The 26,653-nt window shown below is 38.6% G+C and carries 22 protein-coding genes, 2 tRNA genes, 4 rRNA genes and 2 pseudogenes; 25 read left to right on the top strand and 5 right to left on the bottom strand.

The genetic code is table 11. The annotated features are described in order from the left end of the window. Window positions 1-42 precede the first annotated feature (42 nt). The 10 genes from rpoE (at window position 43) to ACLKMH_RS02595 (ending at window position 8,690) form a co-directional block, all read left to right on the top strand. On the top strand, window positions 43-621 hold the full coding sequence (gene rpoE / locus ACLKMH_RS02640) for an RNA polymerase sigma factor RpoE (protein ID WP_413700760.1): 579 nt from the start codon (window positions 43-45) through the stop codon (window positions 619-621). 11 nt (window positions 622-632) lie between these two features. Continuing rightward, entirely contained in the window at window positions 633-1,166 is a 534-nt protein-coding gene (locus ACLKMH_RS02635) for a sigma-E factor negative regulatory protein (protein WP_413700759.1), read from the top strand. A gap of 18 nt (window positions 1,167-1,184) precedes the next feature. Then, window positions 1,185-2,210: a MucB/RseB C-terminal domain-containing protein gene (locus ACLKMH_RS02630; RefSeq protein ID WP_413700758.1), complete on the top strand. Its 1,026-nt coding sequence runs from the start codon at window positions 1,185-1,187 to the stop codon at window positions 2,208-2,210. Beyond that, window positions 2,200-2,649 carry a SoxR reducing system RseC family protein gene (locus ACLKMH_RS02625; protein WP_413700757.1) on the top strand — a complete coding sequence of 150 codons (450 nt, stop codon included), beginning with the start codon at window positions 2,200-2,202 and terminating at the stop codon, window positions 2,647-2,649. Before ACLKMH_RS02630 ends, ACLKMH_RS02625 begins: the two co-directional genes overlap by 11 nt. 460 nt (window positions 2,650-3,109) lie before the next feature. Then, window positions 3,110-4,654: ribosomal RNA gene (locus ACLKMH_RS02620) — 16S ribosomal RNA — on the top strand. A gap of 71 nt (window positions 4,655-4,725) precedes the next feature. Continuing rightward, window positions 4,726-4,801 (top strand) — tRNA-Glu (locus ACLKMH_RS02615). Window positions 4,802-5,239: 438 nt separating this feature from the next. Then, window positions 5,240-8,128, top strand: a 23S ribosomal RNA gene (locus ACLKMH_RS02610). A gap of 138 nt (window positions 8,129-8,266) precedes the next feature. Beyond that, window positions 8,267-8,382 (top strand): 5S ribosomal RNA (gene rrf / locus ACLKMH_RS02605). Between the two features lie 108 nt (window positions 8,383-8,490). After that, a 5S ribosomal RNA gene (rrf, locus tag ACLKMH_RS02600) occupies window positions 8,491-8,606 on the top strand. The 16S, 23S and 5S rRNA genes sit together here with 2 tRNA genes alongside, the layout of an rRNA operon. A gap of 8 nt (window positions 8,607-8,614) precedes the next feature. Next, window positions 8,615-8,690, top strand: a tRNA-Thr gene (locus tag ACLKMH_RS02595). A gap of 80 nt (window positions 8,691-8,770) precedes the next feature. Here the strand turns inward: ACLKMH_RS02595 and ACLKMH_RS02590 are convergent. Next, the gene (locus ACLKMH_RS02590) at window positions 8,771-9,802 is read right to left on the bottom strand and encodes a cytosolic protein (protein ID WP_413700756.1); all 1,032 of its coding nucleotides are present in this window, start codon (window positions 9,800-9,802) and stop codon (window positions 8,771-8,773) included. A 297-nt stretch (window positions 9,803-10,099) separates the two neighbouring features. Here ACLKMH_RS02590 and ACLKMH_RS02585 point away from each other — a divergent pair, with 297 nt between their 5' ends. The 15 genes and pseudogenes from ACLKMH_RS02585 to arsJ all read left to right on the top strand — a co-directional run bounded on the left by ACLKMH_RS02585 (window position 10,100) and on the right by arsJ (window position 24,082). After that, on the top strand, window positions 10,100-10,606 hold the full coding sequence (locus ACLKMH_RS02585; RefSeq protein ID WP_413700755.1) for a response regulator: 507 nt from the start codon (window positions 10,100-10,102) through the stop codon (window positions 10,604-10,606). A gap of 17 nt (window positions 10,607-10,623) precedes the next feature. Then, a complete protein-coding gene (locus ACLKMH_RS02580) occupies window positions 10,624-14,724 on the top strand; it encodes a PAS domain S-box protein (RefSeq protein WP_413700754.1) in 4,101 nt (1,366 codons plus the stop codon). Then, window positions 14,694-15,125, top strand: coding sequence for an EAL domain-containing protein (locus ACLKMH_RS02575; RefSeq protein ID WP_413702240.1), 432 nt, complete (start codon window positions 14,694-14,696; stop codon window positions 15,123-15,125). Before ACLKMH_RS02580 ends, ACLKMH_RS02575 begins: the two co-directional genes overlap by 31 nt. A gap of 486 nt (window positions 15,126-15,611) precedes the next feature. Then, complete coding sequence (locus ACLKMH_RS02570) at window positions 15,612-16,307, top strand: hypothetical protein (protein ID WP_413700753.1); 696 nt, start codon at window positions 15,612-15,614, stop codon at window positions 16,305-16,307. 201 nt (window positions 16,308-16,508) lie between these two features. Beyond that, window positions 16,509-17,445 (top strand): annotated as a pseudogene (hemC, locus tag ACLKMH_RS02565) (hydroxymethylbilane synthase). After that, window positions 17,438-18,178 (top strand): uroporphyrinogen-III synthase, encoded by a 741-nt coding sequence (locus ACLKMH_RS02560; protein WP_413700752.1) that lies wholly within the window; start codon window positions 17,438-17,440, stop codon window positions 18,176-18,178. The pseudogene hemC and the gene ACLKMH_RS02560 overlap by 8 nt, the downstream one beginning before the upstream one ends. Then, window positions 18,171-18,473 (top strand): hypothetical protein, encoded by a 303-nt coding sequence (locus ACLKMH_RS02555; RefSeq protein ID WP_413700751.1) that lies wholly within the window; start codon window positions 18,171-18,173, stop codon window positions 18,471-18,473. Before ACLKMH_RS02560 ends, ACLKMH_RS02555 begins: the two co-directional genes overlap by 8 nt. 7 nt (window positions 18,474-18,480) lie before the next feature. Then, window positions 18,481-19,434: a uroporphyrinogen-III C-methyltransferase gene (locus ACLKMH_RS02550; protein ID WP_413700750.1), complete on the top strand. Its 954-nt coding sequence runs from the start codon at window positions 18,481-18,483 to the stop codon at window positions 19,432-19,434. Window positions 19,435-19,444: 10 nt separating this feature from the next. After that, window positions 19,445-19,624: a hypothetical protein gene (locus ACLKMH_RS02545; RefSeq protein WP_413700749.1), complete on the top strand. Its 180-nt coding sequence runs from the start codon at window positions 19,445-19,447 to the stop codon at window positions 19,622-19,624. Further along, a complete protein-coding gene (locus tag ACLKMH_RS02540) occupies window positions 19,575-19,808 on the top strand; it encodes a heme biosynthesis HemY N-terminal domain-containing protein (protein WP_413700748.1) in 234 nt (77 codons plus the stop codon). Before ACLKMH_RS02545 ends, ACLKMH_RS02540 begins: the two co-directional genes overlap by 50 nt. Before the next feature lie 29 nt (window positions 19,809-19,837). Then, complete coding sequence (locus tag ACLKMH_RS02535; RefSeq protein WP_413700747.1) at window positions 19,838-20,659, top strand: heme biosynthesis protein HemY; 822 nt, start codon at window positions 19,838-19,840, stop codon at window positions 20,657-20,659. A 59-nt stretch (window positions 20,660-20,718) separates the two neighbouring features. Next, window positions 20,719-21,225 carry a protein phosphatase gene (locus tag ACLKMH_RS02530; protein WP_413700746.1) on the top strand — a complete coding sequence of 169 codons (507 nt, stop codon included), beginning with the start codon at window positions 20,719-20,721 and terminating at the stop codon, window positions 21,223-21,225. A 180-nt stretch (window positions 21,226-21,405) separates the two neighbouring features. Beyond that, entirely contained in the window at window positions 21,406-21,744 is a 339-nt protein-coding gene (locus ACLKMH_RS02525) for a metalloregulator ArsR/SmtB family transcription factor (RefSeq protein WP_413700745.1), read from the top strand. 19 nt (window positions 21,745-21,763) lie between these two features. Continuing rightward, entirely contained in the window at window positions 21,764-22,771 is a 1,008-nt protein-coding gene (locus ACLKMH_RS02520; protein ID WP_413700744.1) for an ArsJ-associated glyceraldehyde-3-phosphate dehydrogenase, read from the top strand. Window positions 22,772-22,854: 83 nt separating this feature from the next. Further along, window positions 22,855-24,082, top strand: a pseudogene (gene arsJ / locus ACLKMH_RS02515) (organoarsenical effux MFS transporter ArsJ). A gap of 11 nt (window positions 24,083-24,093) precedes the next feature. Here the strand turns inward: arsJ and ACLKMH_RS02510 are convergent. The 4 genes from ACLKMH_RS02510 to ACLKMH_RS02495 are packed head-to-tail and all read right to left on the bottom strand — an operon-like array spanning window position 24,094 to window position 26,651. Next, window positions 24,094-24,624: a GDYXXLXY domain-containing protein gene (locus tag ACLKMH_RS02510; RefSeq protein WP_413700743.1), complete on the bottom strand. Its 531-nt coding sequence runs from the start codon at window positions 24,622-24,624 to the stop codon at window positions 24,094-24,096. Beyond that, the gene (locus tag ACLKMH_RS02505; protein WP_413700742.1) at window positions 24,614-25,684 is read right to left on the bottom strand and encodes a DUF4401 domain-containing protein; all 1,071 of its coding nucleotides are present in this window, start codon (window positions 25,682-25,684) and stop codon (window positions 24,614-24,616) included. Before ACLKMH_RS02505 ends, ACLKMH_RS02510 begins: the two co-directional genes overlap by 11 nt. Further along, the gene (locus ACLKMH_RS02500) at window positions 25,681-26,271 is read right to left on the bottom strand and encodes a hypothetical protein (RefSeq protein ID WP_413700741.1); all 591 of its coding nucleotides are present in this window, start codon (window positions 26,269-26,271) and stop codon (window positions 25,681-25,683) included. Before ACLKMH_RS02500 ends, ACLKMH_RS02505 begins: the two co-directional genes overlap by 4 nt. Beyond that, a complete protein-coding gene (locus tag ACLKMH_RS02495) occupies window positions 26,196-26,651 on the bottom strand; it encodes a DUF2157 domain-containing protein (protein ID WP_413700740.1) in 456 nt (151 codons plus the stop codon). The genes ACLKMH_RS02500 and ACLKMH_RS02495 overlap by 76 nt, the downstream gene beginning before the upstream one ends. Window positions 26,652-26,653 lie beyond the last annotated feature (2 nt).

Here is a 26,653-nt window from a genome sequence, read left to right as displayed (position 1 = left end):
AGATGCCACAAGGCTAACAATAATTATAGGTAGATAAGCTCAATGAATGAGCGTGATTTAGATTTTCAATTAATTCAGCGTATTCAGAATGGGGAGCAACAAGCTTTTACATTATTGGTTCGTAAATATCAGAATCGTGTGGCGAATATATTAACGCGTTATGTGCGTAGTTCAGGGGATATTGCAGATGTAACACAAGAAGTGTTTATTAAAGTGCATAAATCGTTGCCGACATTTCGTGGTGACAGTGCTTTTTACACTTGGTTATATCGTATTACTGTGAACACAGCAAAAAACTATTTAACTAGTCAAAGTCGTCGACCGCCAGCATCGGATATCGATGCTTTAGAGGCTGATAGTTATGATGGTAGCGATGCACTTAAAGAAGCAGACTCTCCAGAGCACATTTTACGTTCTGAAGAAATAAAACGCGTCATAATGGACACCATTGAACAGTTGCCTGCTGAACTAAAAGCGACCATCACACTTCGTGAATTAGAAGGTATGAGTTATGACGAAATTGCAAAAATAGAAGATTGCCCGATTGGTACAGTACGCTCTCGTATATTCAGAGCTCGTGATGCGATTGATAAACAATTAGCACCTTTATTAGAAGAGTAGTTGGAAACATAATGACAGAAATTAACGAAAAACTTTCAAGTTTGATTGATAATGAAAACGTTGAAAGCAAATCATTAGATGAGCTTATCTATGATAAAGAACAACAAGACGTATTCTCACGTTATCATTTAATTGGTGATGCGATGCGTAATGAAGCAGTATTAAACATTGATATCAGCGAACAGGTGATGGCTGAGATTGCTATGCGACCTAAGCAAGAAAATGTTACGCCGATTAGAGATTCGCTTGTTGAACAAAAAACAAAAGATAAAAGCAATGTTGTCTCATTTATGAAACGCTTTGGACAATATGCAATTGCGACCTCGGTTGCAGGTGTCGTGGTTATGACTAGTTTTCTGACTACTCAACCTACAACGGAAAATAATGGCATTGAAGTCTTAAATACAATTCCATTTGGTGGTAGTACTTCTCCTGTAAGCCTACAAGCTAATCAAGAGCAAGTTAAGCAAGCGTTACAAGAAAGACACGAACGTTTAGAAGCTTTAATAAAAGATCATCAATTACAGCTCCAAATACAGCCATAAATTAAAGTCAGGTTAGTAATGAAAAGAGCCACCCTCTCTAGCGTAATAGTAGCAAGCGTATTGCTACTATTTACGTCACTGAGTATTGCAATAGAAGCTGATGGTAATAAAGATCAGACAGAAACAGAGGAAAGCACACTTCCCTCCGCCATTGAACATCTTAATTTAATGCGACAAGCCTATCAAAATCAGAACTACGAAATCGTTTACCTCAGTAGCCTACAAAAACAACTCGAGCCAATGCAATTAATACATGGTATTGTTGAAGGACAAGAGGCGAGTTACTTTCGTTATCTTAATGGGGTTATTCGAGAGTCGCTTAAATATGACGGAAAAATAAGTTATTATGAGCAAGGACAGCCTGCATATACCCTAGAATCTAATCAAGATAGCAACGTTTTTGCTAATTTTGCCAATTATGACTTTGAAAAGGGCAAAGAAAATTACGATTATGTTATTTTAGGTAAAGGTAGAATCGCAGGTAAACCTGCCATTGCTATCCGTATGATCAGTAAAGATGAATATCGTTATAGTTATGTTGTTTGGTGTGATTTAAAATCATCATTACCTTTACGTTTAGATACCATAAATCAATCTAACGTTATTGTTGAACAAATAATGGTTGTTTCGTTAAATGTTTCAGAAACGGCTAATCCATGGCTAATAAAATTAACCAAAAACACTTTGCCTGAAACCGTACATGTGGCACAAGCAACAACAGATAGTCGATCACAGTGGAAGGCGAGTTGGATACCAGCAGGTTTCACAATCGCAAAAGATGATCAACATCGACTATTGATGCATGACAATGAGCTTGTTTCATATATCTTATTAGAAGATGGCATTGCTAATGTTTCAATTTATGTTTCAGAGAAAAAATTAGCATTAGATGAACAACAAAAATTGATTCGTCGTGGAGCAACTGTATTTTACACTGAGCAACAGGGGCAAATAGAAATTAATGTTGTGGGGGATATTCCACTCACGACTGCTAAGCGCCTTGCACAATCAATTACATTAGGTACAAATATTAATGATCAGTGAAACAGGTAAAATAATTGCCATTGAAGAAGTTGATGGAGAAAAAATTGCACGAGTAGAGTGCATCTCTAAATCAGCTTGTTCATCTTGTAATAGCCAAACAAGTTGTGGCGTTGGAACCGTTTCTAAAGCTTTTTCTGATAAAACGCAACAATTTGAACTTCCTTATAAAGAAGGAATGGAAATTGATAGTTTTATCGAACTTCAAATAAGTAATGGTAATTTAGTAAAAAGTGCGGCGCTTATTTATTTGCTACCTCTGTTTTTCTTTATTAGCAGTGCATTAATATTTAAGAGTATTTTTAACATTAATGAAGGTATGCTTATAGGCTTATCAGCATTAGTTGCAGTATTTGGTTTCTTTGTAACACGTTTTATTGCCAGTCAATTATTTCCTAAGCAACAAGCCACTCCCCTTATTACTACAAATTTTAATAAATAATGATTAACTAAACAGCATATTGTTTAGTTATTATTCGTTCGGTCATTATTTTAAAATAAAGCATAATAAAAGCTTGCCAATGTGATCTCAATCCCTATAATGCGCATCCACAGACAATGACTGACGTAAGTTTTTAATTGTCTGGAGCCAGCAAATTCATTGAGTTTGCAACTACATTTAAGTTTAAAGTAATTTAAAATAAAATGTTGACAAGGTTCAAGGTTAGCGTATTATACGCACCTCGCCGAAAGGCACGCTCTTTAACAATTTAATCAAACAATCTGTGTGAGCATTGATAGTAGATTTCAAAATAGTCCTTCGGGACAAAAAGAATCAATATCAATGACACACGAATTAATTCATTAATTCAGAATAACATTGTACTTCGGTACATAGTTTTAGTCAGTAATATTGAGTCAGGTTGCATTCTTCTTCGAAGGAAACAACCACATTAAACTTTAAATTGAAGAGTTTGATCATGGCTCAGATTGAACGCTGGCGGCAGGCTTAACACATGCAAGTCGAACGGTAACATTTCTAGCTTGCTAGAAGATGACGAGTGGCGGACGGGTGAGTAATGCTTGGGAACATGCCTTTACGTGGGGGACAACAGTTGGAAACGACTGCTAATACCGCATAATGTCTTCGGACCAAAGCAGGGGACCTTCGGGCCTTGCGCGTAAAGAGTGGCCCAAGTGGGATTAGCTAGTTGGTAAGGTAATGGCTTACCAAGGCAACGATCCCTAGTTGGTCTTAGAGGATGACCAGCCACACTGGAACTGAGACACGGTCCAGACTCCTACGGGAGGCGACAGTGGGGAATATTGCACAATGGGGGAAACCCTGATGCGGCCATGCCGCGTGTGTGAAGAAGGCTTTCGGGTTGTAAAGCACTTTCAGTGGGGAGGAAAGGGTATTAGTTAATAACTGATATCTGTGACGTTACCCACAGAAGAAGCACCGGCTAACTCCGTGCCAGCGTACCGCGGTAATACGGAGGGTGCGAGCGTTAATCGGAATTACTGGGCGTAAAGCGCGCGTAGGTGGTTAATTAAGTCAGATGTGAAAGCCCCGGGCTCAACCTGGGAACGGCATTTGAAACTGGTTAACTAGAGTTTTGTAGAGGGTGGTAGAATTTCAGGTGTAGCGGTGAAATGCGTAGAGATCTGAAGGAATACCAGTGGCGAAGGCGGCCACCTGGACAAAGACTGACACTGAGGCGCGAAGGCGTGGGGAGCAAACGGGATTAGATACCCCGGTAGTCCACGCAGTAAACGATGTCTATTAGAAGTTTGTGGCTATATGCCGTGGGTTTCAAAGCTAACGCATTAAATAGACCGCCTGGGGAGTACGGCCGCAAGGTTAAAACTCAAATGAATTGACGGGGGCCCGCACAAGCGGTGGAGCATGTGGTTTAATTCGATGCAACGCGAAGAACCTTACCATCCCTTGACATCCAGAGAATCACCAAGAGATTGATGAGTGCCTTCGGGAACTCTGAGACAGGTGCTCGCATGGCTGTCGTCAGCTCGTGTTGTGAAATGTTGGGTTAAGTCCCGCAACGAGCGCAACCCTTATCCTTACTTGCCAGCGGGTTATGCCGGGAACTTTAGGGAGACTGCCGGTGATAAACCGGAGGAAGGTGGGGACGACGTCAAGTCATCATGGCCCTTACGGGATGGGCTACACACGTGCTACAATGGCAAATACAAAGGGTTGCTAACCTGCGAGGGTATGCGAATCTCATAAAGTTTGTCGTAGTCCGGATCGGAGTCTGCAACTCGACTCCGTGAAGTTGGAATCGCTAGTAATCGTGGATCAGAATGCCACGGTGAATACGTTCCCGGGCCTTGTACACACCGCCCGTCACACCATGGGAGTGGGTCGCACCAGAAGTCATTAGCTTAACCTTTCGGGGATGGCGATGACCACGGTGTGGTTCATGACTGGGGTGAAGTCGTAACAAGGTAGCCCTAGGGGAACCTGGGGCTGGATCACCTCCTTACGTAAAGAAACTGCTATTAGTGCCCACACAGATTGTTTGATTAGAATGATAAAGCGCAGAAGAAGTCTTATGTCCCCATCGTCTAGAGGCCTAGGACACCGCCCTTTCACGGCGGTAACAGGGGTTCAAATCCCCTTGGGGATACCAACTTCTCTTGACGTAGAAAGATACTTTATAAGTACCAATACTTATAAAGTGATTTTCTTTGAAACATAAGTAAACACTGCTCTTTAACAATTAGGAAAGCTGATAAAGTTCTTATTTATCGCACAATAACAATGACACTTAGGTGTTGATTGGTGTGGTAAATAAAACGAAATTTTACATTTCATTTATGAAATGTAAATTGTTCTCAGTATTTAAAATAACGTTTAAGTTAAGTTAGATACTGTAATCAAGCAAAATAAAAACAGCTGTAATTCACGTAAGTGATTTGCAGTTTGTACGTATCCTGAATGAACAAAACAACGTTCATTCTCGGTGCACGAAAAACGAATGTGTTTTTCATAGTAAAATATGAGGATCGCAAGCGTCTTGGAAACAACCTACAAACAATAAGTATTTTAAAATTCTTAGAATTTGTATGGTTAAGTGAATAAGCGTGCACGGTGGATGCCTAGGCAATTAGAGGCGATGAAGGACGTGGTAATCTGCGAAAAGTCCAGGGGAGTTGATAACAAGCGTTATATCCTGGAATCTCCGAATGGGGCAACCCGGCACTTAGTGTCATCTGTATGTCAATACATAGCATATGGAAGCGAACGAGGGGAACTGAAACATCTAAGTACCCTTAGGAAAAGAAATCAACCGAGATCCCGAAAGTAGCGATGAGCGAAATCGGGCCAGCCCTTAAGCTAGATAAAAGTTAGTGGAATGCTCTGGAAAGTGCAACGGTACAAGGTGATAGTCCTGTACACAAAAACTTCTACTTAGTGAAAACGAGTAGGTCGGGACACGAGAAATCCTGACTGAATATGGGGGGACCATCCTCCAAGGCTAAATACTCCTAATTGACCGATAGTGAACCAGTACCGTGAGGGAAAGGCGAAAAGAACCCCTGTGAGGGGAGTGAAATAGAACCTGAAACCGTGTACGTACAAGCAGTAGGAGCCGACTTAGTTCGGTGACTGCGTACCTTTTGTATAATGGGTCAACGACTTAATTTCAGTAGCAAGGTTAACCATTTAGGGGAGCCGTAGGGAAACCGAGTCTTAACTGGGCGAATAGTTGCTGGGATTAGACCCGAAACTTGGTGATCTAGCCATGAGCAGGTTGAAGGTTGAGTAACATCAACTGGAGGACCGAACCCACTAATGTTGAAAAATTAGGGGATGACTTGTGGCTGGGGGTGAAAGGCCAATCAAACCAAGAGATAGCTGGTTCTCCTCGAAAGCTATTTAGGTAGCGCCTCATGTATCACTGTTGGGGGTAGAGCACTGTTTAGGCTAGGGGGTCATCCCGACTTACCAACCCTATGCAAACTCCGAATACCAACAAGTGCAATCATGGGAGACACACGGCGGGTGCTAACGTCCGTCGTGGAAAGGGAAACAACCCAGACCGCCAGCTAAGGTCCCAAAGTATATGTTAAGTGGGAAACGATGTGGAAAGGCTTAGACAGCTAGGATGTTGGCTTAGAAGCGACCATCATTTAAAGAAAGCGTAATAGCTCACTAGTCGAGTCGGTCTGCGCGGAAGATTTAACGGGGCTAAACATATCACCGAAGTCTGCGGACGCATATTTATATGCGTGGTAGAGGAGCGTTCTGTAAGCCGTTGAAGGGAAAGGTGTAAACCATCCTGGAGGTATCAGAAGTGCGAATGTTGACATGAGTAACGATAAGGGAGGTGAAAAACCTCCCCGCCGGAAGACCAAGGGTTCCTGTCCAACGTTAATCGGGGCAGGGTGAGTCGACCCCTAAGGCGAGGCCGAAAGGCGTAGTCGATGGGAAACGGGTTAATATTCCCGTACCCTTTATTATTGCGATGGGAGGACGGAGAAGGCTAGGTGGGCCTGGCGATGGTTGTCCAGGTTCAAGTGTGTAGGTAGGTGACTTAGGTAAATCCGGGTCACTATATACTGAGACACGATGTCGAGGCACTAAGGTGCTGAAGTCATCGATGCCATACTTCCAGGAAAAGTCTCTAAGCTTCAGATAATAAAGGATCGTACCCCAAACCGACACAGGTGGTCAGGTAGAGAATACCAAGGCGCTTGAGAGAACTCGGGTAAAGGAACTAGGCAAAATGGTACCGTAACTTCGGGAGAAGGTACGCCTTTGACGGTGATGAGACTTGCTCTTTAAGCTGTTAGAGGCCGAAGATACCAGATGGTCGCAACTGTTTATTAAAAACACAGCACTGTGCTAAATCGCAAGATGACGTATACGGTGTGACGCCTGCCCGGTGCCGGAAGGTTAATTGATGGGGTTAGACTTATGTCGAAGCTCTTGATCGAAGCCCCGGTAAACGGCGGCCGTAACTATAACGGTCCTAAGGTAGCGAAATTCCTTGTCGGGTAAGTTCCGACCTGCACGAATGGCGTAATGATGGCCATGCTGTCTCTACCCGAGACTCAGTGAAGTTGAAATCGCAGTGAAGATGCTGTGTACCCGCGGCTAGACGGAAAGACCCCGTGAACCTTTACTACAGCTTAGCAGTGAACTTAGAGCCTACATGTGTAGGATAGGTGGGAGGCATTGAAGACAGGTCGCTAGATTTGTTGGAGCCAACCTTGAAATACCACCCTTGTATGTTTTGAGTTCTAACCATGGCCCCTGAATCGGGGTTTGGGACACTGTTTGGTGGGTAGTTTGACTGGGGCGGTCTCCTCCCAAAGCGTAACGGAGGAGTACGAAGGTTGGCTAATCACGGTCGGACATCGTGAGGTTAGTACAATGGTATAAGCCAGCTTAACTGCGAGACAGACACGTCGAGCAGGTACGAAAGTAGGTCATAGTGATCCGGTGGTTCTGAATGGAAGGGCCATCGCTCAACGGATAAAAGGTACTCCGGGGATAACAGGCTGATACCGCCCAAGAGTTCATATCGACGGCGGTGTTTGGCACCTCGATGTCGGCTCATCACATCCTGGGGCTGAAGTCGGTCCCAAGGGTATGGCTGTTCGCCATTTAAAGTGGTACGCGAGCTGGGTTTAGAACGTCGTGAGACAGTTCGGTCCCTATCTGCCGTGGGCGTTTGAGAATTGAGAGGAGTCGCTCCTAGTACGAGAGGACCGGAGTGGACGAACCGCTGGTGTTCGGGTTGTCATGCCAATGGCATTGCCCGGTAGCTACGTTCGGAATCGATAACCGCTGAAAGCATCTAAGCGGGAAGCGAGCCTCAAGATGAGTTCTCACTGGAGATTTAATCTCCCTAAAGGGCCGTTGGAGACTACAACGTTGATAGGCAAGGTGTGTAAGTGCGGTAACGTATTGAGCTAACTTGTACTAATTACCCGTGAGGCTTAACCATACAAACTCTAAGCATTTTAAGTGTTTGAGATTGTTCCAAGAGATGATGATAGTTCATCAACAAAAATACGTTTGTGATAACATATTTTACGACATTGCAAAGATTAAAAGAACATTAGCTTTCTTAATTAAGTTTTTGTCTAGCGACCATAGCACTGTGGTCCCACCTGATCCCATTCCGAACTCAGAAGTGAAACGCAGTCGCGCCGATGGTAGTGTGGGGTTTCCCCATGTGAGAGTAGGTCATCGCTAGGCGCCTAATTTAAATAACCCAGTAAGTCACCCTTACTGGGTTAATTTAATTCTGATGATTAAAAAATAATCATCGAAAAATTAATAATAATAATTATTTTACAGATTTTTTCTGACGATAATAGCACTGTGGTCCCACCTGATCCCATTCCGAACTCAGAAGTGAAACGCAGTCGCGCCGATGGTAGTGTGGGGTTTCCCCATGTGAGAGTAGGTCATCGTCAGATCCCCTTTTGCTGATATGGCTCAGTTGGTAGAGCGCACCCTTGGTAAGGGTGAGGTCGGCGGTTCAAATCCGCCTATCAGCACCATCCCCTTTGTTTTCAATTCGTTTTATTCTTCTTTAATTAATAAACTATCAAATCACTATTTTAATTTAACTTTCATTCGTTTAGTTCAATTGCTTGAGTTTACTTTCTATAAGTGGATCGTCTGGAGATAGTTTCTGTGCCATTTTTAATAGCTTAATTGCATCCTGTGGGTGTTCCTCTTGATGCTTCAACGCGATATCAATTAGCGGTTGCACATCGATTTGATCTTGGTGTTCCTGCACGTGTGCTTCCTTTTCACCACTAAGAATATTATGCGCGGTGCTGAGTAGTTTTAAGCGATGCTGAGAATTGCTGTTAGCCTTATTGAGTCTTTTGTAATAATCTTCTTTAAAACGCAGGGTTTTGGTTTGTTGGCGAAATTGAACGATATCAATTTGTTGGTGTTGAATAAAGTCGATGGCAACCTGTTTGTAAAAGCCAAATTTGTTGAGGTAAGTCGCGTGAGTACCATGACCCATTCCAAACACTCGTAGGTGAGTTAACTCTGGATAACGTTTGGCATGCTGACGATCGATACTATTAGTTGGATCGTATATGATATAACCCTGAGCTTTGCCTAAGTCTAGATCGTGATAGTCTCCTAGCCAATCAAATTTCTGCGCTATTTCAGTGCTAGACCGATTATCCCATGGGGCAAGTTGTCGGTTTTTGGTACTCACCGGGTGGAATAACAAAACTTTATCAAGTTGCAGTAAATTTGCAAAAGCGCCTATAGCGAAGCCCCCTCGACTTAGACCATAACCTAAACGGCAAGTGAAGGGCTCCAGTAATGTTGATAATTGTTCTAGAAAGAAGATTAAATTACGGTCGCGGAACCAATTGCTTATACCTAGGTGCTGAAAAGAAACAATGTTCACTTTCTGTTTTTGCGCTAAACGGTAACCCCAGGGAGCAAAATCATCATGAAGATCCTGTTCTTGTAAATTAGTACCTGCAGGGGAAAAGGTAAATAAAAGCGGTTTATTGATATCAACAAATTCATACTTTACAAAGACATCGTCCAGTAAGTCACTTCCAGTCATAGGTAATAATGCCTGTTGCTGTTCATTTGATTGTCTTAACCAGTCATCTAACCAATACAGCAATTTCATTGATTTCTCCTTTGTAATAAACCGTTCAATTATAGCAAAGGTGGCAATGGGATAAAAATTCATTATTGATGATTTTATTTTAAATAACTTAAATTACTATAATCTAAAAAATAAATGGTCTAATATAAATCAACGCAAGTAGATGTTTATTTTGATTAAACTCTGAGGTACCGGTCAATTTTTTGCCACCATTCAGAGTGTCATCCAGTATGAAATGTTATTCTTCAAGTATCGTTATCGATGCTCAATTTAAGCACATTTCTCTATCAATAATTAATTTTAATGTGGAAGTAGTAAATGAAATATGAAACAAGCGTTCTGTATATAGAAAGTAATAAAGAAGCACAAAAATTTCATTCAAAACTATTACGACGTCTGTTTAATACGGTAATTGAAGCTAATGATGGCAAAGAAGGGCTTTCTAAGTTCATTACTCATGCTCCGGGACTAGTTATTACTGACATTCAAATGCCGAATATGAATGGCCTTGAATTGATACGAGAGATTAGAAAAGTTGATGATATAACACCAATCATAGTGTTTAGTGCTGATATCAAAGAAGACTTTTTATTAGACACAATTAAAGAATTAATTAACGGCACTATTAATAAACCAACAACGGATCAAAATTTGAGCCGTATTATTGCCCAAGCGTTATCAATTGATAAAAATAATATTGATAAGGCTAAAAGCGAAGAGTTGCTTCCAAAGCAAATTGTTAACGAGTCGGATGAACTACGACAAACAAACGATGATTTAATGGTTGTTGGTATTGGCTCAAGTGCAGGGGGCTTGAAGCTCTGACCTCTCTTATAAAAGGCTTGCCTGGAAATAACAACACTGCTTATATTATTGCCCAGCACCTTAGCCCTAAGCATAACACTATGTTAGTTGAGTTGCTTTCAAGGGAAAGCTCTTTACTTATAAAGGAGGCTGAGCATAACGAGATATTAGAAAGTGATGTTTTTTATATTACGCCACCCAATAAAAATGTTGAAGTTAATGGTAATAATCAAATTATTTTATCGGATCCAGAGAAGCATTCTTTCTTACCAAAGCCATCAGTAAATCAGCTGTTTATTTCTATTGCCAAATATAAAAAAGAGAAATCGGTTGGTATTATTTTATCTGGTACTGGATCTGATGGTTCGCAAGGTATGCGAGCGATTAACTCAGAGGGTGGGATCACCATTGTTCAAGATCCTATTAGTGCTAAATATGACGGTATGCCAATGGCCGCTATTAATGGCTCTATTGTTGATATTTTAATAAAAGCGGAATTAATAGGTGAAGAGCTTGTTGCGTTAGCAAACTTCCCTAGACAAAAAGTATTAAAGCGCCATCAAGTTACTCCCTCCAATGATCATATATCTATTATTTTTGCCTTACTCCATAAAGTAAAACATGTTGATTTTTCGGTTTATAAAAAAGCGACGATAGGTCGTCGGATTGAACGCCGTATGGTGGCGTTAAAAATTACGACTTTAAGTGAATATGTTTCGTTGATTCAAAACAATGAGCAAGAAGTTGAGTTACTTTACAAAGATATATTAATTGGTGTTACTAGCTTTTTTCGTGATAGAGATGCCTATGAGTCGCTTGAAAGTCGCCTTGATAAATATCTTGATGCAGTGCCTGATGCAAAAGAACTTAGGGTTTGGATGCCAGGCTCCTCTACAGGAGAAGAGGCTTATTCTGTTGCAATCATACTTAATGAGTTGTTAAACGAGCGACAACAACCTGTGAATTTAAGAATATTTGCAACGGATATTGATGAAGATGCCTTAAAAATTGCTCGGAAAGGTATTTATAGTCAAGCCTCCATAACCGGGGTTAGTGAAACATATATTAAAGATTATTTTAATATTACAGATAACGAATTTGAAGTGAAAAAAGCCTTACGTGAGAATATTGTTTTCTCTTATCATAATATTTTGTCTGATCCTCCCTTTAAAGATTTAGATCTCATTGTTTGTCGAAACTTACTTATTTATTTTAATCTTGATGCTCAAAAATGGATCATGCCTGCCTTCCATTATGCGCTTAGAAGCAATGCATTATTATTTTTAGGAAAATCGGAAAATGCGACAAACTTTGAGCACCTATTTGCGACGGTTGATAAGGCTAATAAGATATTTAAAACGGTCCCTTCTTCTAAGAAAAATTATTCTGCAATCACAATTAGGCCTCCTAAATATGTAAAAGATGCCAACTTAGGGCAGGGAAAAATGGCTGAGACAATGCCATTACAAGAAACCATTATTAATGAAGCGGTAAAGCTTTTAATGCCGAATATGGTCGTTACTAATGAACAGTTAGAAGTTATTTATAAAAAAGGTAACCTTGACTTTACCTTTATTCCTGAAGGTTATGTTTCTTATAATCTCTATAAAATTGTTGATTCTCGTTTGGCTATTGATTTAAGAAAATTAGTCAATAACGCCAAAAAAGAGAAAGAAGTTGTATCCTCCAGTTTCTTATCAATGCCTGATCCTAATGGTAATAATCGACTTATAAAAGTACATCTTGTGCCAGTTTCAAGTGGACGTAACCAGATGTTTATTTTTTATTTTCAGACTATATCTGAATCTGAGTTGCCCTTTTTAAATAGTCCCTCAGGGGAGAGCTTAGTTACTAGCTCTCAGGAGTTAGAATTAGAGTTTGAATTACAGCGCACTAAAGAACATATGCAAACTTTGATTGAGGAATTAGAAACCTCGAATGAAGAATTACAAGCAACTAACGAAGAATTACAAAGTGCCAATGAAGAGTTACAAGCAACCAATGAAGAAATGGAGACAAGTAACGAAGAACTACAATCAACAAACGAAGAGTTACAGACTGCTTACGCAGAATTAAAAGAAATGTATGAAGAAAACTCGGTGATAAAGGAGAAGTTTAAATCTTTAAATCGTCGTTATGAGTCTGTTTTAGAAAATATAAACGATGGTATTGTGATCACCAATTTGCAGGGGATGGTATTAAAAACAAATAATGCGATGCAATCTTTTACTGGGTTTAATAGAGAGCAGTTACTAGCTAAAAACTGGCTGGAAATATTCTCAATTAAATACAGTGATCTATTTTTAAATAGACAAAACGAGTTAACCAAAAATGCTAAATTTGGCCCCTATACCATACAACTTGAATCCTTAGATAACGAGATTAAAATCCTGCAAATTGAAGATTACCTCAGTAAAGATGAATTAGGTAATACACAAATTTGGTCCTTTGCAACAGATATATCCAAAGAAAAAGAAGCGATACGACAGCTGTCTTTAAGTGAAGAAAAATATAAAACCACATTTGAAAGTGCCAATATAGGTATTTCTCATGTTGGCTTAGATGGTCAATGGATTTCTGCGAATAAAGCGTTATGTTCAATGCTCGGATATAGTGAAGAGGAGTTGTTCAATTTAACATTTCAAAACATCACACACGAAGATGATTTACAAAAAGATTTGGAGTGTGTTCAGCAATTGTTAAAGGGTGAAGGTGATAGCTATAAAATGGAAAAACGTTATTACAAAAATAACGGTGAGCTATTTTGGGCTATGTTATCGGTTTCAATTGTTAGAGAAGATCATAAACCTTTATATTTCATCTCTGTTATTGAAGATATTAATACTCAAAAAGAAATCTCTTTACATAACATGCAAGCTAAGACTGTGTTTAATACGACTCAAGAAAGCATCATTATTACTGATGTTGATACTAGAATCATTGATGTTAATCCTGCCTTTGAAGAAATGAGTGGTTATAGCGCAGAGGAAGTTCGTGGTAAAAAATCTAATTTATTACGCTCCGGTCAACATAGTGCTGAATTTTATTCTGATATGTCTCGTGCTGTTAAGCAGAGTGGTTTTTGGTCTGGTGAAGTTATTAATAAACGCAAAGATGGTGAACTTTACCATGTGTATCTCAATATTAATGCCGTTAAAGATGATAATGGTAAGGTGCTACAATTTATTGGTGTGCAAACGGATATCTCTTTACTTAAAAAATCTCAAGATAAAATACAATATCTCGCGAATCATGATGTATTAACCGGTTTACCTAATCGAAATCTATTTTCAGATCGACTTGAACATGCACTTGCAGAGTCACGAAGAAGCAAAGAAAGTCTAGCTATTTTCTTTATTGATCTTGATCGCTTTAAAGTAGTGAATGATGGTTTAGGGCATAATGTCGGTGACGTTGTTCTAATGGAAATGTCAAAAAGGCTGATAGATACACTGCGCTCACAGGATACAGTCGCAAGGTTAGGTGGAGATGAGTTTATTGTGGTTGTACAGGATTTAGAGCGCCTATTAGACGCAACTAAAATCGCTAAAAAAATGCTCCAAGCAATGCAAAGTACTGTTGTATTTGAAGACCATAATATTAATATCGGAGCAAGTATTGGTATTAGTATTTACCCGAATGACGGACTAACTGCTGATGAACTGGTTCGTCAAGCAGATATTGCAATGTATGATGCAAAGGATAGTGGTGGTAATACCTATCGTTATATTTCTCAAGAACTAACTTCAACAGCGTTTGATAAAGCATCGATGGAAAGTGCTATTAGAGATGCTTTAAATAACAATGAGTTTGAGCTCTATTATCAACCCATTATTAATTGTGAATCAATGAAACTTTCTTCCTTCGAGGCATTAATTCGCTGGAATCATCCTAAACTTGGTTTAGTGATGCCGGGTAAATTTATCCCGCTTGCTGAAGAATCAGAGTTGATTATTGAAATTACTAAATACGTTATAGCTGATGTAATGAAAACCATACGTGATAATACTTCTAAAGAGGATTATTACATATCGATAAACTTCTCATTAAAAGACCTGGAGAGTGACGCTCTCTTTTCTCTTTCAAAAAACATTTACAGCAGTTTAATATTAAGGGTAGTTCGATTTGTCTTGAAATAACTGAGAGGCAGTTTTTACAGCCGAGTAAAGTGAATGATAAGTACCTAAATCGTTATAGAAACTTAGGGGTTTCCTTTGCAATGGATGACTTTGGTAGCGGTTATTCAAACTTAAGTTATCTCCTTGACAAACCCTTTGATACTTTAAAAATTGATCGCTCTTTTATATCTAGAATTGGTGATATTAAAAAATCAGAAGAGGTGGTTAAAGCAACAATAAATATTGCAAAAGCTTTAGATCTAAAAACGGTAGCTGAAGGCATTGAAACACAGGAACAGCTAGATTTTGTATTAAGCCATGGTTGTGATTTTGTACAAGGCTTTTATTTACAAGTGCCCGCTCCAATTGAAGAATTGACCCATTTATTAAGCGAAGATGCAGATGTTTTACCTGAAGAATAAACCTATCAACAACCATTAATATCGCGTTGTTTGTATATCTATAAAATCATATTTTATGCCTTGATATTCAGTTTTTTTTATCGAGGCATAATAAAGGATAAGCATGGATGAATATTAGCAGGAGTGTTTAAATAATCAATTTCTACTAATAATGAGCAGTAATAAATTCCTTTTTGTATAGTGTCTTAGGGGGAAATTGAAGCAATCAGGTCTGTTCTTTTTTAGCCATTCTAATGAGCATTTTTTAGTTTGAAATAACAGAATGCGCGCTACTTCATGTTTTGTATTATTATATCTTTTTATTTGTCTAGAACCTGAAGTACAGCACGATTTAATCATCATGCTTAGTGAATTGTTTGACAGTAAATTATCCCCAAGTTAAGTTGATTTCACTCAATCAGCACATGCAATGATTGTGACAATGGATAACACTAAAGGAAGGATAATTGATCATGACAATACGCTTAAAAAAGTTTTTTTGTCGCTTTGGCAGTACCTGCAGTTTCTTTAATAACTGGTTGTGCAAGTACAGAAACGGCTAAGGACGCCGCACCTAAGGTGATGTCTAGCCCTGTTGCATCTGTAAACTTTGATAGTTTAACAGCGGGTACTCAAATTGATGTTGCTGATCCAACTTGGTCTGTAGAAAAAGTAAATGGTTCTACGCTGGTTGCAGAGGTGAGTGCAAATATGTCCAAGAGTGCACCTAATTCTTTATACTTGTTTGATGATTCTAGCGCAGATAAACCCTATGCATTATTAAAATTTGCTAAAGGTGCCGCGACTTCTGGTTCCGTTTCCTTTGATGCTTATATCCCTAGTCAAAACCCTAAAACCGTATATGTTAATTTTGGAGTAGGTAAGAACAATAGCCAACGCTTTTTTGAATTAAGACTAAATGCTAAAGATGGCATTGTTCAATATGAAAATGGCTCTAAAGATGTCAAAGTGGCAGATTTTACTGCTGATCAATGGCACACTTATACAGCGACTTGGGTAGATGGTAGCTTTAGTATTGCTATTGATGGTGTTGCCTCTCCAACTGCAACAAATATCTCTGTAGCGAGTACTGGTCTGTCTGCTTCAAATACACCTACGACAGTAACTTTTTATGCCGGTGATAAGAAATCAACTGGTACTTCAGCCTATATTGATAATATCGAGTCGACATTATTTAAATAAGAAATTACTGTTTAGCTAATAATACTGGTTGTTACATCATTTTTCTGATTTTGTAGCAACCATAGCGTTTTTTATTGTTTGTAACAGAAAACGAGTTAATAACCTTTTTAGCAATCTCTCGTTCCTGCCTTATCATCCTTTTAAAGCCTTACTAATTCTCTTATACTCTGTTTAATTTACTGATTTTTATTAAGAGATCTCATGAGCCCAAAAACCATTCGAATTGCAACACGACATAGCCCCCTTGCTATGTGGCAGGCTAACTTTGTAAAAGCTGAACTGTTAAAATACCACCCTGACTTAATTGTTGAATTAATTCCAATGAAAACAAAGGGTGATATTATCCTTGATACTCCTCTGGCTAAAGTCGGTGGCAAAGGGCTTTTTGTAAAGGAACTTGAAGTCGCAATGTTAGAAGAGCGTGCCGATATTGCTGTTCATTCAATGAAAGATGTTCCTGTCGACTTTCCTGATGGACTCGGGTTGACTATTATTTGTGAGCGAGAGGATCCTCGTGATGCTTTTGTTTCTAATCATTTTACGAATGTTGAGCAGTTACCTCATGGTGCAGTGGTTGGTACTTGTAGTTTGCGACGCCAGTGTCAATTAAGAGAGCTAAGACCTGATTTAGTGATTAAAGATTTACGTGGCAACGTGAACACTCGTTTAGCCAAGTTAGACAATGGTGACTACGATGCGATTATTTTAGCGTATCGCTGGACTAATTCGTCTAGAAATGCAATCACGTATAGCGGGTTATATTGAACCTGAAGTGAGTTTACCTGCTGTTGGACAAGGCGCTGTTGGCATCGAGTGTCGTTTAAATGATAAACAAACGATAGAATTATTACAGCCTCTTGATCATAAATTAACACGCCAAAGAGTAACGGCAGAGCGAGCAATGAATTTAGCATTGCAGGGTGGTTGCCAGGTGCCAATTGGTAGTTATTCTATCTTTAAAGGTGAGCAATTGTTTCTACGAGGTTTAGTTGGCAGTGTTGATGGTAAAACCATTATTCGAAAAGAAATTAGCGGTGATCCCAAGGATGCCGAGGCGATGGGATTGGCACTAGCAAAACAGTTATTGGACGCGGGAGCAAAAGAAATACTCGCCGAAGTATACAAAGAAAATGCCTAAACCGCGCTTATTGATCACGCGTTTTGCACCTCATGCACAACGCTTGGCCGATTTGTTGAATGAACAAGGGCTTTATAGCCTAGCTCAGCCATTATTAGAAATTGTACCTGTGGTTACCACAAGTAACCCCTTTGTAAAAAAATATCATGCTATTATTGCAGTTAGTAGTAATGCCGTTGAATTTACAGATCTTGTTTTGAAGGGGAAAAACTGGCCGAAAACCAATTATTTTGCAGTCGGAGAGGCAACACAATTATTATTGGCATCAAAGACTCAGCAGAAAGTAACAGTGCCTTTTGAGTCCTTTGATAGTGAAGGGCTACTAGCATTGCCACAATTACAACAGCTTGATAATCATTCATTATTAATTTTGCGTGGTGTAGGTGGCAGAGAGTTTTTGAAAGAGACTTTAATGAACCGCGGGGCAAATGTTGATTATTATGAATCATATCAGCGTGTTGCTATAAAGCTACCAAGATCAAGCTGTGTTGAAAAATGGCAACAGCATGGCATTAATGGTGCTATTATCAGTAGTATTGAGTTACTTGAACAGTTCATTGCTGTGACAATGCAAGATAATAAAGACTGGCTTATGTCGCTTACTATTTATGCGGCAAGTGAACGTATTATAAAACATGCAAATGCTTTAGGCTTTCCAAGAACAAAATTATTGCCAAGCATATCAAATCAAAGAATTATTGAATATTTTACTGGTGAGGGTAGTTATGACTGACGTTAAGAAAGATAAAGACACTGAGTTAGACAATGACACAGTGTTAGAAAGCGACACTGAGTTAGACAACGACGCAGAGCAAGTAAATGACACCGATGTAGAAAGTGACATTGATTCAGGTAAAGATTTAGAGCAAGACATTGAAATAGATGTTGATTCGGAAAAAGAAAAGGCTAGGTTAAAGGCAGAAAAAAGCGAAGAGGTCACAAAGAATTGCTTTATTCTGCGCTTTGTTATCGCTGATTTTAATTGTTATTGTAATCTTTTTTGGCTTTACTATTTACCAGCAAGGTAAAGTATTAGTGAATTCTCAGCAAAATCAGCTTAGTGAATTAACAGAGAAGCTGAATTCACAATCCTCAGAAATGAGTGATCAATTAAGCCAAACTATTAAAATAAAAACAGCTCTGGAAGCACAGGTTGGTCAGGTTAACTCAAGTCTTCAGCAAGTAACTAATGATAATAAAATTACCAAAACTGATCTTCAATCATTACAACGCAGTTTTGCGGAAGCGAACCAAATGCGTCACCCGGACGAATGGATCCTTTCTGAAGTTGAATACCTACTGAACTTAACTGGTAGAAAAATTTGGCTAGAAAAAGACATTAAAACCGCGGTGTCTTTATTAACAGCCGCAGATCAACGTATTGTTGAGCTTAATGATGCTAGCTTGAATCCCTTAAGAAGTGCATTACTGGAAGATATTAATACCCTAGAAGCGCTTCCAAAACTTGATACAGATGGGGCTATTTTAACACTAACTAGTTTAGAGCGTCGTATAGATCAATTACGCTCAGAAACCTTAGTGATGCAAGAAAGGGCTGAAAAAGATGAAGAAGAAGTTTCATCAGATATTAACGATTGGGAAAGTAACTTAATTAAATCTTGGAATGTGTTTATTAATAGTTTTATTACTGTTAATAAGCGAGACGATAAAATTGAAGCTTTACTTTCTCCTGAGCAAAGTTGGTATTTACGAGAAAATTTACGTAATAACCTAGCTAAAGCGCAATTTGCTATTTATCGTGAGCAACAGGATGTTTACGATATCGCAATTGAAAATATGTTAGCGTTATTAAAAAACTATTATGACTTGAAAGACAGTACGACAGGGCATTTTTATAAGTCGATACAGCGACTTAGTGCGCGAGAAGTCTCGATTCAATATCCTGATCAATTGAAAAGTGCTCCCTTATTAGAACGCGTTCTTGAGCGACGTCTAAATAAATCAATTGCTAACCCAACGCTGAAATAGGAGAAATATCATGATTAAAATAATTTTGATTATTTTAGCCGTTATTGCGGGATTGATTTTTGGACCTGAAATTAGCGCTAATAAAGGTTATATCCTCATTTCCTTTGATAGTTATACAACCTATGAAATGACTATCATCAATGCTCGCATTCATTGCCTTGGCCTTTTATTTTTTATTATTATTGGCTGAATGGGTTTTACGTCGTTTATTATCAATGAGCGCTGTCACACGAGGTTGGTTAGGGCAACGTAAAACCAGAAAAGCGCATAAGAAAAGCATATTAGGCATGTGGGCTTTATATGAGGGTAAAAATAAACAAGCACACAAATTATTATCACAATCAGTCATGCGCGAAGTGAGTCTCCCGCATTAACTTATATCGCGAATGCTAGAGCCGCGCATTTGCAGGGTTTATATGATCAACGTAATGAACATTTGGTCTTAGCAAGTGAAAGTAACAAAGATGCACATTTATCAGTTGGGCTGGTTTCGGTTGAGTTGCAAATTGATGCAAAACAATACGAAGGTGCATTAGCAACCTTACGTGAATTAGCCTTGAAATTCCCAAGTAACCCACGTATCTCCCAACTATATTTAGATATTTACCCGGAATTAAATGAATGGGAAAAATATATTCGCGTATTAAATAATCATTATAAGCAACTTGATTATAATGCTGAGCAAATTGCTCAATTAGAACTTAATGCTTACCAACACTTTTTCAAACAACTTGCTTTAGAAGATGTAGAGTCACTAAAACTATTTTGGGAGAAGAAATTACCACGCAGGTTACGTAAAGAACTAAATTATCAAAAAGCCATGTTAGATGCTTATATTGAAAGCGATAACGGACAATATGCTCAAGAATTATTAATCGAAAAATTAAATAAACAAGTATCACTGCCTTTGCTTACTTATTTAGATAAAGTGGTTTTATCGGATTATGAGCCACTCATTGAGCTGTTAGAGAAGAAAATGAGACGCTTTGAAGAAAAAGGTTTAATTTATCAAGCCTTAGCGAAACTTAAATTAAAAGAAGGCGATACAGAGGGAGCAATTAAAGATCTTGAGCTCAGCTTAGAAAGCGAAAGCAATGTTGAAAGCTGTGCGTTGCTAGCTCGCTTATTGGAAGAAGATGAAAGGTTTGATGATGCAAATCGTTATTATCGCCTAGGGTTGCAGTTGGCAACAAAAACTTCTACTGGAGTCATAAAACTGCCATAAAATATTGGCATACTTTTAATAGCAGGCATTTGCCTGCTTTCTTAATATAGGTTATATCAATGTCTGTTCATCCCATTTTTAAACTTAAAATTAAAGATAGCAAAGCATCACTTCTTTTAACTCCCTGCCCAGGTACCAAAGAAGCAGATCTCGATACTTCATTAGATGAAATCAAAGTCGCTGGAGCGGAAGCTATTTTGACATTTATGACGCAGGCTGAATTAGATAAAAACAATTTATCTGATCTTGGTAAGTCAATTAAGGCTAAGGGAATGTCATGGTTCCACCTTCCTATTGAAGATGATGTCGCACCTGAACCACCTTTTCTTAATGCTTGGAAAGCCTCTGGTCCAGCAATACACCGTTTGATTGAAAAAGGAAAGAGTATTGCTGTGCACTGTAAAGGTGGCTCTGGTCGAACTGGTTTGGTGGTCGCGCAAATTCTAATTGAACGTGGTGAAGAAATGGAATCGTTAATGAAACGCATCCAAAAATTACGTCCAAATGCATTTATGCATGCCTGTCATCGAGATTATTTAAGTGATTTAAATAATAACCAGCATTAGTTAATTCTTCCTTTATCATTTTTACCATTCAATATACAAAACTGTATTTTGAATGGTCACCTCTTAAATATTTTAAATTAAATTTCTTTGTCATTTACTTGTCATATCCTCTCATTAATATTATATTCGATTTTATATATATGTTTTTTCATATATGCAAAATAAAGGATGTGATAAATTATGCAAGCAGTTCAATTTTTTAAAGCATTGTCAGATGCAACAAGATTAAAAATCATCATGCTTATTCAGCTTGAAGGTGAACTTTGTGTGTGTGAGTTAATGGTCGCGCTTGATGAAAACCAACCTAAGGTATCGCGTCATTTAGCACAACTAAAACGGTTAGGTTTGTTGTTAGATCGTAAACAAAAACAATGGGTGTATTACCGCTTAAGTCCCTCACTTAAACCTTGGATGCAACAAGTTATTAAAGATGCTTGTGCCGATAGCGAAGAATTTATTATCGAGAATAAACAAAAATTATCATCAATGGCTGATCGTCCAACACTATGTTGCGATTAACCTCATAAGGAATTAAAAAATGAAAATTAAAGTAGGTATTAATGGTTTTGGCCGTATTGGTCGTTTAGCTTTACGTGCGGCTTTTGATTGGCAAGATGTCGAGTTTGTTTTAATTAATGATGTTGACGGTGATGCAAAAACATTAGCACACTTATTAGAGTTTGATTCAATTCAAGGGCGTTGGCATCACGCAGTTGAAAGTGGTGATGCTCAGATTACTGTTGCAGGACAAGCTATCAAATGTACTCAAGAAAGAGAAATTGGTGCTGTAGATTGGTCTGGTTGTGATGTTGTTATCGAAGCAACTGGGGTAAATCGTGATGTGGCTTTATTACAAACTTATTTAGATCAAGGTGTGAAACGTGTTGTTGTTTCCGCACCAGTGAAAGCCGAAGGCATTGCTAATATTGTGGTGGGTGTAAATGATGATATTTATCAGCCAGAATTACACCGTATTGTGACTGCTGCTTCTTGTACAACAAACTGTATTGCCCCTGTTGTTAAAGTGATTAATGAAAAAATAGGGATTGAACAAGTGGCCTTTACCACTATTCATGATTTAACAAATACTCAAACTATCCTAGATGCACCACATAAAGATTTACGTCGCGCACGTGCCTGCGGTATGAGCCTTATTCCAACAACAACCGGTTCAGCTAAAGCAATCGTTGAAATATTTCCTGAATTAGCAGGGAAAATAGATGGTCATGCTGTTCGTGTTCCTTTAGCAAATGCCTCTTTAACCGATATTATTTTTAATCTAAAAGAAGATTGTACAGCAGAGCAAGTTAATGAGTTGCTTAAGCAGGCATCAGAGAATGAACTAAAAGGCATTCTTGGCTATGAGGAAAAACCATTAGTGTCAATTGATTACCGAGGTGATCAACGTTCAACAGTGGTTGATGCCCTTTCTACCATGATGGTAGGTAAACGCATGCTTAAAATATACGCTTGGTACGATAATGAAATGGGCTATGCAACACGTACCGCTGAACTGGTTAAAATTGTGGGTTTGTCTGACCAGTAATTAACTAAGTGACTAATGGCCCGTAAGGTGTCATTAGTCACTTTTACTGAATAGCCTTTATTTGCAGTGATAGAGTGACATATATGTTTAAAAATCTTTCCAGTGAACTCAAACAATACTTGGTTATTACCGGTAATTATTGGGCGTTTACCTTAACAGATGGTGCACTACGTATGTTGGTAGTGCTGTATTTTCATCAACTTGGTTATGATGCTTTACAGGTTGCTTTCCTGTTTATTTTTTACGAGTTTTTTGGTGTTGTAACTAACTTATTAGGTGGTTGGCTAGGAGCAAGACTTGGCCTGAATCGCACCATGAATATTGGTTTGTTTATTCAGGTGGTGGCATTGTTTATGTTGACATTACCTAATGAATATCTCTCTATTATTTGGGTAATGGTCGCACAGGCATTATCGGGCATTGCTAAAGATCTCAATAAAATGAGCGCAAAAAGTGCCATAAAACTGTTTGTTCAGGAAGATAATCAAGGTCAGCTTTATAAGTGGGTAGCTATTTTAACTGGCTCTAAAAATACCCTTAAAGGCGTTGGATTTTTCTTAGGTGGTTTATTACTAACGTTAATTGGTTTTCAATCGGCCATGTTATTTATGGCGATAATGCTCATTATTGTATTTATTGCTAGCTTGATACTCTTAAAAGAAGATCTTGGGAGAGTTAAGCGAAAAATTAAGTTTAAAGAATTACTTTCAAAGAGTGCCACTATCAATCGTCTTTCTGCTCGCTCGTTTTTTCTTGTTCGCCTCTCGTGATGTTTGGTTTGTGGTGGCGCTTCCGGTTTATTTTAGTGAAACCTACGGCTGGAGTGCTTGGTCTATTGGAGCCTTACTTGCGTCTTGGGTTATTATTTATGGTGGCATACAATCTATTGCACCTCGTATAACTGGTAATAAATCAAAACAAACACAAACTCAAAAAGTGCCTTCTGGTAAAAATGCGGCACTATGGGCGCTTTCTTTAACCTTTACTCCCTTATTAGTATTGATGAGTCTGACCGTATCACCCTGGTTAGTTATCCTCTGTTTGTTTATATTTGGTGCTTTATTTGCGGTTAACTCCTCCTTACACAGCTACTTAATCGTGAGTTATGCACAGCAGGATGGTGTTTCCTTAGATATTGGTTTCTATTATATGGCTAATGCTATGGGTAGACTGATCGGTACACTTCTGTCAGGCTGGGTCTTTGTCAGTTATGGTTTAGGAGCTTGCTTGGTAACTTCCTGTTTGTTTATTCTAGTGGCAACGATTATCTCCTGGCGTTTGCCTAGCGATAACAGCCAAACTAGCACATAAGAATAATCATATTATTGCGTGCTAGTTGCTAGGTTGATAGGTTTTAAGTCTTCATCAAACATGGCATTAAGTAGTAGTTCGCCTTGGGAGTTTACTCTAAACTCCCCATATCGCGATGCTTCATAGGCCTCTGCAGTGCCTTCCTCAAAGAAAAAAGCATTGCTCGCAATTTTAACTTGGTTATTACGCACCCTGTAATTCAATGTACGTTCATTTTCCTTTAAACCCTGTCCCTCATAAATGCCTTGATAGCTTGCCACCTTGTTATCGTTTAATGTGACAATAACTTTGCCATTATGGGGTGTGACAGCTTTTCTCCAGTTATTATCATCTGCGTGCTTGGGTAAGGCGTCATATAATGCATTCGCAAGTACATAACGTAGGGCCATATAATCTCCCTGCATTAATGAGCGAGGATCAACGGGTGCTAATTCCAAGTAGATGCTCTCTCCTTGTTTAAGGTGCTCTTCTTTAGTAAATATTGAAAAATTAATGACAGCTAAAATAGTAACTAAAGTCATTAAAACTACTTTATGCTTCATTTTTAGCTCCTTGTTTCGGCTGTGCAAACTTTAATACAAGGCCTCGTATCAATAGCAAAAATAACCCCACAACACATAAACTGGCAGCTTTTTGCAGTAATGTCAGCTCTAAATAATAATAATAGTTACTAATATAATAGAGTAATGAACATATGCCTAACCCTTGCAATATTCTATTGCTATAAGAGAAACCTAGGGTCAATATTGCTAAGCTCACTGTTATACCTGATGCCTGCATTGATAAAAGACAAAAACAAATTGTTGCAACAATCAGAGCGATACGTTTGCTAAGAGGAACGATAGAGTCACTGCGATGCAATATAGATAAAAGGATATAAAGCATCACCAGAATTAACAATGCTTGCTCTAGATAATGATTTATTATGCCAGCCTCATGATGCTCATTAAGCCAGGAAGATATTTCATAACCTAAGCTGGTGGAGGCTTGAAGCGGAATAATGACAAGCACAATGCCATAACTAATAGCTTCTAAGAGAGGTTGTAATTTGTTAAAACGCCATTCATTTAATATTAAAAAAGAAGCCAAAAAGAGTAAAACGGTACTGCTTATCAAGGAGATATTGAGGTAATGAAAACACACAATTAGGGCAATACTAGCAAATAACGCCGAACATACTCTGTGCACATAATGTGGCATTAATACTGATAAAGCTCCCTGTAATATCAATAGGGTAAACCAGCTGATTAAAGGAGAAGATAGAGCATCATTTGCAAATAAAGCCCAGGCAATAAGGGCTTGCCCTGCTAGGCTTGTTGCTAACATTAAATGTTCAACAAATTCATTTGGCGTTTTTTTTAACAGTGAATACGCAAGAATTATAAACCCAGAGCCAATAATTGCACAGGCTATATTATTATCAATGACATCTTGCAAGGCTAATAAGCAGAAGATAAATATCAGTATTGACGCAAACCAGCCTGAGAAAGCTAACAGTACTTTCACAAACCAAGGTGAGTTAAGTGTTTCTGGTGTTTCGTATTGACCTGAAACTAACCCTTGTGGCTGTAATTGTTGCCATAACTTTTGTTGATCCTTCATAGCGACATCTCCCTATGTACTTTTTTAAGCCAGATAGTCGACAAACTGGTTAAGCCAATGATTACTAGAGCAGTAAGCAACAACAAGCCTTCATCGAAATTGTCATCGACGAGTTCAATCATGAAGGTAGAAAGAATAACAATACTCGACAAGCAACCTCCTGCGAGCATAAATAAGTCCTTTCGTTTATGGCGATAAACAATATAAATAGCCACAATAAAACTCAGCCATAGTAGCGCTGAAAGGGAGTTGTTATCATGTGAAGAGATAATTTCTTCAAAAAAGACATGGTGATCATGAAACCACTTGCAAGTTGCAATAATGCGTGCTACCCAGCGTGACGATAAATATTGAAAGCGATTGCTACAAAGTTCTAATGTAATTAATGCAAAGCTGTTGAGAAGAAAGAGCGCGATAAATTGTTCCTGTTGGTAACCAAACAAATACAATAAAGGCGAACTGAAGGTATCAATATAGAGGCTGAGCGCGATATTAAATAAGGCTAACCAGCTTAACCATAGAGGCGCAAATCGTGCGATAACCGCCCAGGGGTAATGAGTATTGCCCAATACAAAAATAGCGTCCAAGGGTCAGCACCTGTTTGGTAGGTTTGACCAAAGAAAGCCATGATAATACCGACTAATAAACTCGCTACAAGTAGACAGATTTGTTTACTAAGCAGGCCTTTGGCTCCCCAGTAATAAAAAATAATAGTGCTAACAAGTAGCGTTTCTAACAGGGCAAACTTGGCAACACGGCCAAATTCATTCCAGTTATAAGCAAAAAAGAAAAGTACAGAGAATCCAAGTGCTAAAGCACCTAAGCTGAGTAATAATCGGTCAATGAACTGAAACCAGTTTTTTTGATTAGGATAAACCTGTGCAACAGTGAGCGCTTGTTTAATGTGTTCTGGTTGAATATAGCCGCGTTCAATAAATTCGCTAACAACTTGACGTGATGATGGCATGT

The organism is Psychromonas sp. KJ10-10 (genome assembly GCF_047323245.1).
Taxonomy (GTDB): Bacteria; Pseudomonadota; Gammaproteobacteria; order Enterobacterales; family Psychromonadaceae; genus Psychromonas.
The sequence above is the reverse complement of the archived record's forward strand: the minus strand, read 5'-3'. Positions and strand labels throughout refer to the sequence as shown.